This is a genomic window from Pseudothauera lacus, assembly GCF_003034845.1.
Taxonomy (GTDB): domain Bacteria; phylum Pseudomonadota; class Gammaproteobacteria; order Burkholderiales; family Rhodocyclaceae; genus Pseudothauera; species Pseudothauera lacus.
The window spans coordinates 15,644-29,612 of the sequence record NZ_PZKC01000003.1; the positions used below are offsets into that span (position 1 = coordinate 15,644).

Annotated in this window: 13 protein-coding genes; 6 read left to right on the plus strand and 7 right to left on the minus strand. The window is 68.8% G+C overall.

Going from position 1 to position 13,969, the window contains the following annotated elements:
* Position 1: 1 nt before the first annotated feature.
* The 5 genes from C8261_RS03990 to argH all read right to left on the minus strand — a co-directional run bounded on the left by C8261_RS03990 (position 2) and on the right by argH (position 4,567).
* Complete coding sequence (locus C8261_RS03990; RefSeq protein WP_181358841.1) at positions 2 to 1,069, minus strand: nucleotidyltransferase domain-containing protein; 1,068 nt, start codon at positions 1,067 to 1,069, stop codon at positions 2 to 4.
* Between the two features lie 29 nt (positions 1,070 to 1,098).
* Positions 1,099 to 2,001 carry an HprK-related kinase A gene (locus C8261_RS03995; RefSeq protein ID WP_107492393.1) on the minus strand — a complete coding sequence of 301 codons (903 nt, stop codon included), beginning with the start codon at positions 1,999 to 2,001 and terminating at the stop codon, positions 1,099 to 1,101.
* Positions 1,988 to 2,305 carry a hypothetical protein gene (locus C8261_RS04000; RefSeq protein WP_107492394.1) on the minus strand — a complete coding sequence of 106 codons (318 nt, stop codon included), beginning with the start codon at positions 2,303 to 2,305 and terminating at the stop codon, positions 1,988 to 1,990. The genes C8261_RS03995 and C8261_RS04000 overlap by 14 nt, the downstream gene beginning before the upstream one ends.
* Before the next feature lie 15 nt (positions 2,306 to 2,320).
* A complete protein-coding gene (locus C8261_RS04005; RefSeq protein WP_146161641.1) occupies positions 2,321 to 2,905 on the minus strand; it encodes a hypothetical protein in 585 nt (194 codons plus the stop codon).
* A gap of 207 nt (positions 2,906 to 3,112) precedes the next feature.
* Positions 3,113 to 4,567 (minus strand): argininosuccinate lyase, encoded by a 1,455-nt coding sequence (gene argH, locus C8261_RS04010; protein ID WP_107492396.1) that lies wholly within the window; start codon positions 4,565 to 4,567, stop codon positions 3,113 to 3,115.
* Between the two features lie 125 nt (positions 4,568 to 4,692).
* Here argH and C8261_RS04015 point away from each other — a divergent pair, with 125 nt between their 5' ends.
* Together C8261_RS04015 and C8261_RS04020 are read left to right on the plus strand one after the other, a co-directional pair.
* Positions 4,693 to 5,667 carry a sensor histidine kinase gene (locus C8261_RS04015; protein WP_328588043.1) on the plus strand — a complete coding sequence of 325 codons (975 nt, stop codon included), beginning with the start codon at positions 4,693 to 4,695 and terminating at the stop codon, positions 5,665 to 5,667.
* A complete protein-coding gene (locus tag C8261_RS04020) occupies positions 5,664 to 6,440 on the plus strand; it encodes a LytR/AlgR family response regulator transcription factor (RefSeq protein ID WP_107492398.1) in 777 nt (258 codons plus the stop codon). Before C8261_RS04015 ends, C8261_RS04020 begins: the two co-directional genes overlap by 4 nt.
* Positions 6,441 to 6,452: 12 nt before the next feature.
* Here the strand turns inward: C8261_RS04020 and ppc are convergent, their stop codons facing one another.
* Positions 6,453 to 9,203, minus strand: a complete 2,751-nt coding sequence (gene ppc, locus C8261_RS04025; protein ID WP_107492399.1) for a phosphoenolpyruvate carboxylase — start codon at positions 9,201 to 9,203, stop codon at positions 6,453 to 6,455.
* Between the two features lie 19 nt (positions 9,204 to 9,222).
* Complete coding sequence (locus C8261_RS04030; protein WP_219905138.1) at positions 9,223 to 9,678, minus strand: thioredoxin fold domain-containing protein; 456 nt, start codon at positions 9,676 to 9,678, stop codon at positions 9,223 to 9,225.
* An 81-nt stretch (positions 9,679 to 9,759) separates the two neighbouring features.
* Between C8261_RS04030 and hemC the strand changes: the two genes are divergently transcribed.
* From hemC to C8261_RS04050, 4 genes are read left to right on the plus strand one after another with little or no spacing between them, the layout of a single operon-like run.
* Positions 9,760 to 10,731 (plus strand): hydroxymethylbilane synthase, encoded by a 972-nt coding sequence (hemC, locus tag C8261_RS04035; RefSeq protein WP_107492400.1) that lies wholly within the window; start codon positions 9,760 to 9,762, stop codon positions 10,729 to 10,731.
* 11 nt (positions 10,732 to 10,742) lie between these two features.
* A complete protein-coding gene (locus tag C8261_RS04040; RefSeq protein ID WP_107492401.1) occupies positions 10,743 to 11,531 on the plus strand; it encodes a uroporphyrinogen-III synthase in 789 nt (262 codons plus the stop codon).
* A gap of 4 nt (positions 11,532 to 11,535) precedes the next feature.
* Positions 11,536 to 12,735, plus strand: coding sequence for a uroporphyrinogen-III C-methyltransferase (locus tag C8261_RS04045; RefSeq protein WP_107492402.1), 1,200 nt, complete (start codon positions 11,536 to 11,538; stop codon positions 12,733 to 12,735).
* 10 nt (positions 12,736 to 12,745) lie between these two features.
* Entirely contained in the window at positions 12,746 to 13,954 is a 1,209-nt protein-coding gene (locus C8261_RS04050; protein WP_107492403.1) for a heme biosynthesis HemY N-terminal domain-containing protein, read from the plus strand.
* Positions 13,955 to 13,969: the final 15 nt, after the last annotated feature.

A 13,969-nucleotide genomic window follows, 5' to 3' on the forward strand; every position in this document is an offset into this window, starting at 1 on the left:
GTCAGGGGGCGTTCTTGCCGTTGCCGCTGAGGCGCAGCAGCTTGCGGGTCAGGTGAGCGACCAGCAGCCTTGCCGGCATGCGCAGCCAGTGTCCGCGGAGATAGAGCAGGGCGCTGGCTGAGCCCAGGCTGCGGCTGCGCATACTGGGGTGGTGGCCGCGGAAAGCGGCGTCGAACATCCAGTCCAGTGTGCCGGTAAAGGCGCGGATCTGCTTGTTGCGGGCCAGTTCAGCGTTGATAGCGGCGGCCGCCATCGAGCCCAGTTGGCGGTGCAGATGGCGAGCGGCGAGTGCCAGCGGGGCGATCAGATCCAGCGTTGCAGCGCGCTCGCAGAGCGCGGCAGCAAAGCCGTCGGCGTCCTGTGCGGAGCCCGAACACAGCAGGTCATGCAGATCGACCAGGTTGCGCAGTGCCATGTCCGTTTCGCCTTCCGTGAACAGATGGGTTGCGGCATGGAGAAACTGGTCGGCTGTCGACAGCGTGGCCAGGCGGTCATCGGCTGGCAGGCCTTGTGCGTTCTCGAAGAGCTTTTCTGCCGGCGGGTGATAGCGCGCGGTGCGCGGGACAATGGTGTGGTGCACGTCGAGTGCGGTGCCGCGCAGGAGGTGCTGCAGTGGTGGCAGTTCATGCATCCAGCGGCGGTAGTAGGCCTGGTCGTAGTCGTCCCGCTTGCTGTGTATCCAGCCATTGACCGCGAGCAGTCTTTCCGCGTCGGGCAGGGTCGCTGCCGGCAGCAGGATGTCGATATCGCCGAAATGCCGCCAGTGCGCCCAGTCATGGCCCTGGATGACGTAGGCCGCGCCCTTGAGCAGGATCACCGGTACGCCGAGCGGGGCGAGTACGCGGGCGAGTTCCTCCACTTCCCAGCGCAGGCAGGCGCAGCGGTGGGCGGCCAGATTCCTTTCCGCTGTCAGGGCATGGGCTGCACAGGGCGGCAGCGCGCTTTCGCCAATGCGCGCTGCGACGGCGCTCAGGCTGCGGCCGAGGACGGCGGCACTGCGCGCCTGGCCGACCAGCAGATGCCAGCCGGCGTCGTCGAGGGCAGCGGCCTCGGCGGGGTGTGCGAGCACGCGGTGGAGCAGGGGGCGGGGGGGGCTCATTATGCGGTGGCAAGCTGGCCGAAGAGGGCGATGGCTTCGTCCAGCGAGGCGTATTCGAGGCGGTAGCACTGTGCGGTATCGCAGAGGCCGGCGAGGGTGTCGAACGCCAGGGTGCCGATGCCGACCAGGTTGAAGCAGTTGCGCGCCAGCTCCGCCGTGGCCTCGGCGCGCACCAGGGGCTGCAGCGTGGTGGTGGCGCCCTGACGGTACTGCGGCAGGATCACCCAGGTGGGGCGTGCGGGGACGTGTGCGTGGTCGAGGGCGAGCGCAGGCGGGGCGAGGTGGGCGACGGTGCCCTTGATGGTGTCGAAGACCTCCGGGGTCAGGCGGGCGGCGGGGAAACGCTCGCGGATGATGGCGATGGAGGCGTTCTTGAGGCTTACCGGGCGCACGCAGGGGTGGATGGCCAGGCTGGTGGGGGCGATGAGGGCCAGTTCATCGGAGAGCAGGCGCCAGCCCGACAGCGCCAGTGCGGCGCACAGCGTGCTCTTGCCCGAGCCCGGCGGGGCGGGCAGCAGCACCGCGCGGTCGCGGTGGGCGAGTACCGCGCTGTGGCACAGGGTGTAGTGGTGGGCGGTGGAGGTCACGCACCAGTTCATCGCCCATTCGAGCAATGGAAAGGCATGGGCGCTGGGCAGCACCTCGAAGGGGCGGGCGCCGTCGACTTCGATGCGGATCAGCGGACGCAGCCAGCGCCGCGGGCCGGAGACCGGTGCGATGTGGAGGTCGAAGTCGTAGGCGCCGTCTGCGGCAATGCTGTAGTCGGCGTAGGCCAGCCGCAGTGCCTGGTGAAGATGTGCGAGCGGGCTGCGCAGGCGGAAGCTGAATGGCGGCGTGTGCAGGATGAGGCCATCGTGCAGGCGGCCGGCGAGCGCGGCGGGGGACAGTTCAGCGAGCTTCATGGCTGTCCGGGCGCTCGATCAGGCGGGTTGAGGCGAGCAGTTCGTCGACGATGTGCTGGCAGTGCGTCAGGCAATCGTCGGTGCGCAGGGTGGTGTCGAGTGTGTGCAGACGTTCGGCGAGCTCAGCGATGCTGGCAGGGCCGTCCCGCAGTATCCTGAGGACGACACCGGCACCCGGGGTGAGGGCGAGGATGTCGCCGCTGTGCGGGTGAAAGGCAACGCAACTGTCGTCGTCATGGAAATGCACATGCCACTGCGGGCGCAGGGCAAACAGCGGGAGGGGTACTGCGGGTGGGGCGGTCAAGACCTGCGGAGGCTGTCAGTTGACCACCAGGTTGAGGTAGTTGCGCACGTCGGAGGGTGTCCAGCCACTGAAGGGGCCGCTGCTGAAGGCCGAGCCGCGGAACATGATCGCCCACATGTCGAGGACGTTGTCGACGCTGATGTAGGGCGTGCTGCGGCCGTTGATGGCGTCCAGGTAGACGGTGACGAGGTCGCCTTCGTCGGCGCGGTAGGGCACGCTCTGCAGGATGTCGAGGAGCTTGGTGGTGGCCGGGAAGTTGGCCGTGGCGGTGAAGCCGCGGTTGGACAGGGTGGCGGTCTTGAAATCCACCACGCCCCAGCGCTGCTGGCGCTCGTGCTTGGAAATGCCGCCGTTGCCGTAGTAGCCGTGCGACTGGCACACCGGGTAGTACTCGATGGGCTTCTGACTGGCGTGGGTGAGCGCGCTGATCGAGGAGTACGCCGACGGTGAGACGCAACGCCCTGCCGCCAGGGCACTGCCGGTCTTTACCGACAGCAGCACCGTGCTGGCACCGCCGGCGAGCAGCACGCGGCGGCGGCCGGCCGTGGAGGTCGGGGTCGCGGGGCTGGCTTGCTGGGTGTCAGGGGCAGGGGTTTTCATGTGTGCGGCCATTCGAAACGGATGATCCTATTGTCGCCAATCGGGCAGAGAAATCCAGCCCGATATGGTCGAGGGCGTGACATGCTTCATGATTAGCAAGGATCGAGCCTGCAATTCCTTGGTATTTTTATCCTTTTGTATCAGTCAATTACGGTGTACTCGGGGATGGCCCTGAGCAGGGTGTAAAAAAAACCGACGCGAGATGGTTCAGCCCAGGCTGCTGCGCATGCGCGCAATTGCGGCGCGCACCTGCTGCGGGGCGGTGCCGCCGACGTGATTGCGCGACGCCAGTGAGCCGGCCACGGTGAGCACCGCAAAGACGTCTTCGCCAACGCGTTCCGCGGCGCCATTGACTTCAGCCATCGCCGCACGCAGTTCGTCCAGCGTGAAGTCGGGCAGGTCGCATGCACGTGCTTCGGCTGCGCGCACGGCCAGCGCGACGGCTTCGTGGGCGTCGCGGAAGGGCAGCCCCTTCTTGACCAGGTAGTCGGCCAGGTCGGTGGCGGTGGCGTAGCCCTGGGAGAGCGCGCCGAGCATCGCCGCAGCCTTGACGCGGACGTTGAATACGCGTTCGCCGGTTTTCTCGTCGATGCGGCTGCCCATCATGTCGGCGTAGATGCGCAGCGTGTCGATGACGGTGTCGGCGGTGTCGAAGAGGGGTTCCTTGTCTTCCTGGTTGTCCTTGTTGTAGGCCAGCGGCTGGCCCTTCATCAGGGTCAGCAGGGCGATCAGGCTGCCGTTGACGCGGCCGGTCTTGCCGCGCACCAGTTCGGGAACGTCGGGGTTCTTCTTCTGCGGCATGATCGAACTGCCGGTGCAGAAGCGGTCGGCGAGGTCGATGAAGCCCACGCGCGGACTCATCCACAGGATGAGCTCTTCCGACAGGCGCGACAGGTGGGTCATCAGCAGCGCGGAGGCGGCGCAGAATTCGATGGCGAAGTCGCGGTCGCTGACGGCGTCCAGTGAGTTGTAGCAGACCTCGTCGAAGCCCAGTTCGCGGGCAACGGATTCGCGGTCGATCGGATAGCTGGTGCCGGCCAGTGCGGCACTGCCCAGCGGCAGGCGGTTGACCCGGCGGCGGCAGTCGGCGAAGCGCTCGGCGTCGCGCCGGGTCATCTCGCAGTAGGCCATCAGGTGGTGGCCGAAGGTCACCGGCTGGGCGACCTGCAGGTGGGTGAAGCCCGGCAGCGGGGTGTCGGCGTGCGCTTCGGCAAGTTCGAGTACGTTGCGCTGGAAGTCGCCGATCAGCACCAGGATCTGGTCAATGGCGTCGCGCAGCCACAGGCGGATGTCGGTGGCGACCTGGTCATTGCGGCTGCGCCCGGTGTGCAGGCGCTTGCCGGCGTCGCCGACCAGCGCGGTGAGGCGCTTCTCGATGTTGAGATGGACGTCCTCGTCGTCGAGACTCCAGGTGAACTCTCCGCGCGCGATCTCGTCGCGGATCTGCGCCATGCCACGCTCGATGTCGGCCAGATCCTGGGTGCCGATGATGCCCTGGCGGGCAAGCATCCTGGCGTGGGCGAGCGAGCCGCGGATGTCCTGTTCGGCCATGCGCTGGTCGAAGAACACCGATGCGGTGTAGCGTTTGACGAGATCGGAGACCGGTTCGGAAAAGCGTCCCGACCAGGCCTTGGCCGGTTGCGCGGAGGAGGTATCTGTCATAATGAGGGCAGCGTGGGTGTTGGCGCCGGATTCGGCGGTGTTGCGGGCGGCGCACAGGGATGGGCGGCCCGGCGTGAGCGATGTCAAGTATAAAGCAAAAGCCTTCTTCTCCTGCCGCAGGCGGCGTGCTGCCGGATTTCCGCAATCTGGGTGTGCTGTTGCGCCTGCTGCTGCTGATCAACCTGCTCGCGGTGGGCACGGTGCTGATCACCGGCGAGGCCCTGACGGACTTCCTGTCCGACTTCATCGCCTTTGCCGGGCGTCTCGAGCTGCCGCTTCTGTATGCCGCGGCCCTGCTCTACATTGGCCACCCCCTGCTGGTGCGTCTGCCCGTGCGCTGGGCGGTGGTGGCGGTGCTCGCGCTTGCCGCAGCGGTTGCCGTGGTGGCGTGGATGCTGGCCGGCGAGCTGGTCGGCGGCGGGGAAGGCGTGCTGCGCTGGGTGCTGTGGGCGGTGGCTGCGGCTGCGCTCGGGCTGGGCTACTTCGATTACCGCAACCGCCTGCTGTCGCCTGCGCTCACCGAGGCGCGGCTGATGGCCCTGACTGCACGCATCCGCCCCCACTTTCTGTTCAACAGCCTCAACGGCGTGCTTGGGGTGATACGCTCTGACCCGCGCCGTGCCGAGCGCGCGCTGGAGGAACTGGCCGAACTGTTCCGTGTGCAGATGCGCGAGAACCGCGAGTTGGTGCGCCTCGATGACGAGTTGCGCCTGTGCGAGCACTACCTCGACCTCGAACGCCTGCGCCTGGGCGAGCGCCTGCAGGTGCACTGGCAGACCGAGCATTGTCCGCGTGATGCCCTGGTGCCGCCCCTGCTGCTCCAGCCGCTGCTCGAGAATGCGGTTTACCACGGCATCGAGCCGGCCGCTGCGGGCGGCGAGATCCGTGTGCAGATCTACCGCCGCGGCAAGGAGCTGCGCATCGAGGTCGACAATCCCGTGGCCGAGCAGGCCGATCACCATGAAGGCAACCGCATGGCGCTGGAGAACATCCGCGAACGTCTGATGCTGTTCTTCGACCTCGAAGCCGGGCTGGACACCGAGGCCCGCCACGGGCGTTACCGCGTGCGTATCCGCATGCCCTGCCGGAGGCCCTCATGAGCGCGCCGCAGCCACCCTTGCGGGTACTCATTGTCGATGACGAGGCGCCGGCGCGCAGCCGTCTGCGCGATCTGCTCGGCGATCTTGCTGCCACAGTGCCCACCGAGCTGGTCGGCATGGCCGCCAACGGTGCCGAGGCTGTGCGCCTGCTGGAGCACACCCAGGCCGATGCGGTGCTGGCCGACATCCGCATGCCGGTGATGGATGGGGTCGAACTCGCCCGCCACCTCCAGCGCCTTGCGCTGCCGCCGGCGGTGATATTCACCACCGCTTACGACCAGTATGCGGTGCAGGCCTTCGAAGTGGCGGCGGTCGATTACCTGCTCAAGCCGGTGCGTGCCGAGCGCCTCGCCGCCGCGCTGGGCAAGGTCCGCCAGCGTGCGCCCCTTGCCGAAGGCACGCTGGCCGCGCTGGCGCCCTCCGCGCGCCGCCACCTCAGCGTCAGCGAGCGCGGGCGCATCCTGCTCGTCCCCGTCGACGCGGTGCTCTACCTGAAGGCGGAGCAGAAGTACGTTACTGCGCGCACGGCGGAGCGCGAATACCTCCTCGATGAAACCCTGGTGCAGCTTGAACAGGAGTTCGGCGAGCGCTTCCTGCGTATCCACCGCAACAGCCTGGTGGCGCGCGCGGCCCTGAGTGGCGTGGAGCGCGTCAATGACGGCGAACGGGGGGAGGGTGAGGGGCACTGGGAGGTGCTGCTCACCGACGTGCCCGAGCGCCTGCCGGTGAGCCGCCGGCAGTGGCCGGCGGTGAAGCAGTTGCTGGGTTTGTAGCGACAGCCCCGCTCAGCCGCTGTTGCGCAGGCCGGCGGCGATGCCGTTGATGGAGATGTGGATGCCCAGGCGGATGCGCTCGTCGTCGTGGACCTCGCGGTGGCGGCGCAGCAGTTCGACCTGGACGTGGTTGAGTGGGTCGAGGTAGGGGAAGCGGTTGCGGATCGAGCGCTTCAGCAACGGGTTGCCGTCGAGCAGTTCGCTCTGTCCGGTGATCGCCAGCAGGGCGTCCACGGTGGCTTGCCACTCCTTGCGGATGCGCTCGAAGATGGTGTCGCGCAGGGTGGTGTCGCGCACCAGTTCGGCATAGCGCGAGGCAATCGCGAGGTCGCTCTTGGCCAGCACCATGTCCATGTTCGACAGCAGGGTGGCGAAGAAGGACCATTCGCGGTGCATGCGCTGCAGGCCGGCGAGACCGTCGGCGGGGTGGCGGGCCAGCCAGTCCTGCACGGCACTGCCGAAGCCGAACCAGCCCGGCAGCATGAGTCGGCATTGTGACCACGAGAACACCCAGGGTATGGCGCGCAGGTCTTCGATGCGGGTGCCTTTCTTGCGCGATGCCGGGCGCGAGCCGATGTTCAGTTCGGCAATCTCGCTGATCACCGTGGATTGCCAGAAGTAGTCCTCGAAACCGGGTGTCTCATAGACCAGTCCGCGGTAGGCGGCGAAGGCGCTGTCGGAAAGTGCCTGCATGGTGTCGATGAAGGCCGGATCGGGGGCCGGGGCGTCGCCGCTGCCAAGGCTGGCTTCCAGTGTGGCGGCGAGTAGGACTTCGAGGTTGCGCCGTCCGACTTCGGGGTTGCCGTACTTGGCGGCGATCACCTCGCCCTGCTCGGTAAGGCGGATCTGCCCCTGCACGGCGCCGCCGGGCTGGGCGAGGATGGCCTGGTAGCTGGGGCCGCCGCCGCGTCCGACGGAGCCGCCGCGGCCGTGGAAGAGGCGCAGGCGCACGCCGTGGCGGGCGAAAACGGTGACGAGTTCGATCTCGGCCTTGTAGAGCTCCCAGCCGGAGGTCAGGAAGCCGCCGTCCTTGTTGCTGTCGGAGTAGCCCAGCATCACTTCCTGCAGATCGCCGCGGGCGGCGATCAGGGCACGGTAGGGGGGCAGTTCGAAGAGCTTCGCCATTACCGCCGGGGCGTTGCGCAGGTCGCCGATGGTCTCGAACAGCGGCACGATGTTGACGTCCAGGGCCCGCTCCTGCGGGCGCAGCAGCCCGCCTTCCCTGAGCAGCACCGCCAGTTCGAGGAGGTCGGAGGCCGCAGCGGTCTTGGAGATGATGCAGTTCTGGATGGCAGCGCTGCCGAAACGCAGATGGGCGCGGCGGGCGGCATGGAAGATGGCCAGTTCGCCGCTGGTTTCGGCGCTGTAGCGCACGTGCGGCGAGGCCAGCAGGCGCGGGGTAGCCAGTTCGACAAGAAGCAGCTCGCAGCGTGCCGCTTCGTCGAGGGCGAGATAGTCGCTGCCGGGGCTGGCGCAGGCGAGCAGTTCGGCGACCACGCGCTCGTGCACGTCGGCGTTCTGGCGCAGATCGATGGGGGCGAGGTGAAAGCCGAACACCCGCGCGGCGCGGCGCAGGTGGCGCAGGCGGCCGCGGGCGAGGGCCTGCGAGCCGTTGGCGACCAGCGAACGGTGCAGGGTGTCGAGGTCGGCAGCGAACTCGTCCGGGCCGCTGTAGGGCTGCGCCGCAGCGACGGCGTGGCGCGGAGGCTGGCCGCCCAGCAGTTCGTTCCAGCTTGCCGCCAGGCGCGCATACATGCCGGCAATGGCGCGCCGGTAGGGTTCGTCGCTGCGGTGCGGGGAATGGTCGGCGGAGGTTTCGGCGAGCGCCAGCAGGGCATCGGAGGCATTGACCAGTCCGCTGGCGAGCGACAGTTGTGCGCCCAGGGCGTGCAGTTCGTCGAGGTAGAAGCCCAGCGCGGTGGCAGCCTGCAGGGCGAAGGCGCGGTCGAGCACTTCGGCGGTGACGTAGGGGTTGCCGTCGCGATCGCCGCCTATCCAGCTGCCAACCTGCATGAAGGCGGGCAGTTCGGTGCCGCCGAGCTGGTCTTCCAGACTGGCATAGAGGCGCGGCAGTTCACGCAGGAAGGTGGTCTGGAAATAGGACAGGCCGTTGTTGACCTCGTCGACCACCGACAGGCGCGCCGGACGCAGCATGCGCGTCTGCCACAGGGTAAGGACGGCGCGGCGCAGGGCCTCGTCGTTGGCCTGGTGTTCTGCGGGGGTGAGGGTGATGCGGTCGCGTTCGTCGAGCAGGCGGGCGATCTCGGTCTGGCAGTTGAGGATGCTCTTGCGCTGTACCTCGGTGGGGTGGGCGGTGAGCACCGGCGATATCGCGGCCTTGCCGAGAAGCTCGCCGGTGGCAGCCTCGGTGTCGTCGCCAAGGCACTCGCGGAGGCGTTCGAGGGCGCAGGCCAGGCTGCCTGCACGCGGCGCCGAGCCGGCGATGAGGTGGGCGCGGCTGCGGCGGATGTGGTGCTGATCCTCGGCGATGTTGGCGAGGTGGGAGAAATAGCTGAACGCGCGTACGACCTGGATGGTCTGCTCGCGCGCAAGGGCGTCGAGGAGGTCTTCGAGCTCGCGGCGGGCTTCGAGATCCTCATCGCGGCGGAAACGCACCGAAGTCTGACGGATGCGCTCGATGAGCGCGAAGCTGGCTTCGCCTTGCTGGTCGCGCACGGTGTCGCCGAGGACGCGGCCGAGGAGGCGGATGTCCTCGCGCAGGGGGGCGTCCTTGTCGTTGGCGGGCAGGGTGTTGTCGGTCATGGCGGGGCGTCCGGGGCGGTCAGTGCTGCGGTTTGAGTTGTTCGCGGGCCACCGCGATGGCCTGCTCGATGTAGAGAGCATAGAAATCAGGCAGACGCATGCCGACGATGGCTTCGCCGATGCGTTCGCCACGCGGGCCGTAGACCACCACCGTGGGCGTGAAGCGCACCTGCTGGGCCGCGGCGAAGGCGCGCTGGGTGGTGCGCTGGCCGCCGAAGTCCGTCAGCGGCGTGTCCGCATCGAGGTCTACCTGGCGGAACAGCGCCGCGGCATCGCTGCCGGCAGCCATCGGTACCAGATAGCTGCGCGCCTGCTCGCACCAGCCGCAACCGTTCTGGCTGTACAAAACCACCAGCGGCTGGCCGCTGCGCGCCATGGCCAGGCCGTCGCGCTGCAGATCCGCTGCCGGTGGCAGGCCCGGTGGCGCGGCGGCGCTGCCGGCGGGGACGAGCAGGGCACATGCTAGAATCGCCATCAGCCTCCGCGCCATGGGTGTGAACCCTGATGCGGCGCTGCAGCACAGCCGCTTCTGTGGCATCCGTCCCGTCCTCCTTGCATGAGTTACCCGATCGTGACCCGAACCGAATCCGGCCCTGCCACCCATCCCGCGCCCGCGCGCATCGTCATTGCCACCCGCGAGAGCCGTCTCGCCCTGTGGCAGGCCGAGCACGTCAAGGCCCGCCTCGAAGCATTGTATCCCGCCTGCCAGGTGGAGTTGCTCGGCATGACCACGCGCGGTGACCAGATCCTCGACCGCCCGCTGGCCAAAGTCGGCGGCAAGGGGCTGTTCGTCAAGGAGCTGGAGACCGCACTGCTCGACGGCCGTGCCGATATCGCCGTGCATTCGATGAAGGACGTGCCGATGGAGATGGGCGAGCCCTTCGCGCTGCCGTGCATCTCGGCGCGCGAGGTGCCGCTCGACGCCTTCGTCTCCAACCGCTATGCCAGTCTCGAAGACATGCCGCCGGGGGCAGTGGTCGGGACCTCCTCGCTGCGCCGTGAGTCGCAGTTGCACATGCATTACCCCTATCTGTCGGTGACCAGTCTGCGTGGCAACCTCGATACCCGTCTGCGCAAGCTCGACGAGGGCCAGTACGATGCCATCATCCTCGCCGCCGCCGGACTGATGCGCCTCGGGCTGGGCGAACGCATCCGCGGTGTTCTGCCTGCCGAGGTCTCGCTGCCGGCGGCCGGTCAGGGGGCCCTGGGCATCGAGTGCCTCGCCGGTCGTCCGGAGGTGGCGGCCTGGCTGGCACCGCTCAACGATCCCGAGACGTCCGCCTGTGTGCGTGCCGAACGCACCGTGGCGCGCGCACTGGCAGGCAGCTGCGAGGTGCCGCTGGGCGCCTATGGCGAGATCCGCGACGGGCAATTGTGCCTGCGCGGCTTCGTCGCACTGCCCGATGGCAGCCGCGTGGTGCGCGCCGAGTGCAGTGGCGCGCCGGCAGATGCGGAGCAGCTCGGCCAGACGCTCGCCGACGCGTTGCGCGCCCAGGGCGCCGCCGACATCCTCGCCGAGCTGGGCTGACGGCGCTGGCCATGTCCCCGTCCGCCGCGCTTCCCCTTGCTGGTCTGCGCATCGTCGTCACCCGCCCCGCGGCGCAGGCCGATGCCCTTTGCGAGGCCATCGCCGCGCGCGGCGGCGTGCCGGTGCGTTTCCCGGTGATGGCGATCGAGGGGCTCGCCGATACCTCTGCGCTGCGCGAACTGGCGGGTCGTCTGGAGGACTACGACGTGGTCTTCTTCGTCAGTCCGAATGCGGTCAGGCATGCGCTGGAGGTCATCCTCGCGCAGCGTCCGTGGCCGCCGCAGCTCGCCGTCGCCACGGTCGGCAAGGGTAGCGAGCGGGCGCTGGCCAGTCATGGGCTGACGACGGTGATCGCGCCCGCAGAAGGTTATGACAGCGAGGCCGTGCTTGCCCTGCCGGCCTTCGCACCGTCGGCCATCGATGGCAAACGCGTACTGGTGCTGCGCGGCGATGGCGGGCGCGAGCTGTTCGGCGATACCCTGCGCGCGCGCGGCGCGCAGGTCGACTACCTGAGCTGCTACCGCCGCACCCTGCCGCTGGTCGAACCCGCCGTGCTGCGCGAGCTTGCCGAGCGCGGCGAGATCGACGCCCTTACCCTCAGCAGCACCGAAGGGGTGCGCAACCTGCTCGGTCTGCTCGGCGGCACGCTGCCGGCGGCCGTGGCGGCCTTGCCCCTGTTCGCCTCTCACGAACGCATCGCCGCTGCGGCACGTCAGGCCGGTTTTGCAGATGTTCACCCCTGTGCCCCCGGGGACGACGGCTTGCTGGGGGCTCTTGAACGTCATTTCACTGTAAACTGAACCCATGAAAGAAGAGATCCCTGCGCTGACCCAGCCGCCGCTCAAGGGGGCTGAAGAGTCCACTCCGCCCCCTGCCCCCGACGCAGGCTCTGCTGCCGCACCGCCGCCTGCCCGCGAGGCGCAGGCAGCCCGCCGCGGGGCATCGTTGTGGCCCGCTGTCCTCGCCGTGCTTGCCCTTGCTGTGGGGGCGCTGGGCCTCTGGCAAGGCTGGCAGGCCGGCACCGGGGGCAAGTCCCTGCGCGACGAACTGGCCAGCCGGCTGGCAGCGGTCGAGGGGATCGGCAATGAGGCGCGCACGCTTGCCCGCCAGCAGCAGGAAACCCTCATCCAGCAGCAGGGCAAGCTGGGAGCACTGGAAGCCAAGCTTGCGGCCACCGAGGGGCAGGCAGCCGCGCTCGAAGCGCTCTACCAGGAATTTTCCCGCTCGCGCGAAGACCGCGTGATGGCCGAGATCGAGCAGGCGGTGACCATTGCCGGACAGCAACTGCAGCTTGCCGGCAACGTCGAGGCCGCGCTCATCGCCCTGCAGGGCGCCGAAGCCCGCCTTGCGCTGCAGGACCGCGGGCAGCTGATCGCCCTGCGCCGTGCCGTCGGGCGTGACATCGAGGCCCTGCGGGCATTGCCGCAGGTCGATGTACAGGGCCTCGCGCTGCGCCTTGAGCGCCTGCAGGAGCGTGTCGACGTGCTGCCGCTGGCCTACGCCGGGGAGTTGCCCGCGGAGGTCGCCGGCGACGCCGCAGCGGAGGCGGATGCGCCGTCCTTCGAGTCGCGTCCGCTGGATTTCCTCGCCACCCTCGGGCTCGACCTCTGGCGCGAGCTCAAGACCCTGGTGCGGGTGGAGCGCCTGGACCAGTCCGAGCCGGTGCTGATGGCCCCGGCGCAGAGCACCTTCCTGCGCGAGAACGTCAAGATCCGCCTGCTCACCGCGCGCCTGGCGTTGCTCGCGCGCGACGGGCGCACCTATGCCGCCGATCTCGCCCAGGCGCGGGGCTGGATGGAGCGCTTCTTCGATCTGCGTGACGCCGCCGTGCAGGCCGCGGTGGCCGATCTGGCGGCGCTGGAGGCCACACCGGTGGTGACCGAGCAGATCACCACTCTCGAGAGCATGGCGGCGTTGCGCCTGCTGCAGGCGCGCGCAGCCGAAGGCGGGGTCGTGGCGACGCCGCCCGCGGCAGGCAGCACCAGCGCTGCCGACGAGCGTTGAGGAAGCGCCGATGCGTGCATTGATCTGGTTGATCGGCATCTTCGCCCTCGCCGCCGGGCTGGCCACCGTGGCCAGCGTCAACACGGGCTACGTGCTGGTTGTGGTGCCGCCCTACCGCGTCCAGGTGTCCCTCAATCTGGTCATCATCGGCCTGGTGGTGGTCTTCGTGCTGGGCTATCTGGTGGTGCGCCTGATCCGTCGCACGCTCGCCTTGCCGGGAGTGGTCGGCGCCTTCCGCGAGCGCCGTCGGCGTGACCGCGCCGGCCGTGCCCTGCGTGACGCCCTGCGTACCCTCTTCGAGGGCCGCTACGCGCAGACCCTCAAGTTTGCCGAGAAGGCCTTCGACAATGGCGAGAGCCCGGCAATGGCGGCGCTGGTCGCCGCCCGTGCCGCCCACGCCCTGCGTGACGAGACGCGCTACCGGATCTGGATCGCACGCGTTGCCGATGCCGGCGAAGAGGCCCGCCCGGCGCGGCTGATGAGTGAGGCCGAACTGGCGGTCGAGGACCGCGACTACGAGAGCGCCGCTGCGCATCTGGAAACCCTGCGCCAGCTCGGCCACCGCCACATCGCCGCGCTACGCCTGTCCCTGCGGGTGGCTTCGGCGCTGCAGCGCTGGGAGGAAGTGCTCAGGCTTGCCCGCCAGCTCTTCAAGCACAAGGCCCTTTCCGACGAACAGGTGGCGCCGGTGCTGCGCCGCGCCCACGTCGAGCGCCTGCGCCAGCTCGCCGGTGACGGCAAGGCGCTGGCCGACTACTGGAAGGCCATCCCCGCCGCGGAGATGAAGGATCGCCGCATGGTCGAACGTGCGGTGCCGCTGCTGGTGGCCGGCGGGCAGGGTACGCTGGCACGCCGCAAACTGGAGAAGCTTCTCGAGGAGGAGTGGGACTCAGCGCTCGCCCGTCTCTACGCCCTGTGTGGGGAGGATGATGCCGTTGCCTGTCTGGCGAAGGCTGAGGGCTGGCTGCAGCAGCATCCGCGCGACGCCGGACTGCTGCTGGCCCTCGGCCGCCTGTGCCTGCAGGCGCAGTTGTGGGGCAAGGCGCAGAGCTATCTCGAAGCCTCGCTCAACATCGAAGGGGCGGTGGAGACCCACCTCGCGCTCGCCGGCCTGCTGGAGCAGTTGGGGCGTGCCGACGAAGCGCAGGACCACTATCGCGCCGCGGTCAAGGTGTCCGGCGCACCCAGCGCGGCGGCGCCGCTCGCGACCGTGGCCTGAAGCCGAAAGACGGAA

Coding starts and splice junctions, on each gene's coding strand:
- C8261_RS03995 (WP_107492393.1), bottom strand. CDS start 2,001: ATGAAGCTCGCTGAACTGTCCCCCGCCGCGCTCGCCGGCCGCCTGCAC.
- C8261_RS04005 (WP_146161641.1), bottom strand. CDS start 2,905: ATGAAAACCCCTGCCCCTGACACCCAGCAAGCCAGCCCCGCGACCCCG.
- argH (WP_107492396.1), bottom strand. CDS start 4,567: ATGACAGATACCTCCTCCGCGCAACCGGCCAAGGCCTGGTCGGGACGC.
- C8261_RS04020 (WP_107492398.1), top strand. CDS start 5,664: ATGAGCGCGCCGCAGCCACCCTTGCGGGTACTCATTGTCGATGACGAG.
- ppc (WP_107492399.1), bottom strand. CDS start 9,203: ATGACCGACAACACCCTGCCCGCCAACGACAAGGACGCCCCCCTGCGC.
- C8261_RS04030 (WP_219905138.1), bottom strand. CDS start 9,678: ATGGCGATTCTAGCATGTGCCCTGCTCGTCCCCGCCGGCAGCGCCGCC.
- hemC (WP_107492400.1), top strand. CDS start 9,760: ATGAGTTACCCGATCGTGACCCGAACCGAATCCGGCCCTGCCACCCAT.
- C8261_RS04040 (WP_107492401.1), top strand. CDS start 10,743: ATGTCCCCGTCCGCCGCGCTTCCCCTTGCTGGTCTGCGCATCGTCGTC.
- C8261_RS04045 (WP_107492402.1), top strand. CDS start 11,536: ATGAAAGAAGAGATCCCTGCGCTGACCCAGCCGCCGCTCAAGGGGGCT.
- C8261_RS04050 (WP_107492403.1), top strand. CDS start 12,746: ATGCGTGCATTGATCTGGTTGATCGGCATCTTCGCCCTCGCCGCCGGG.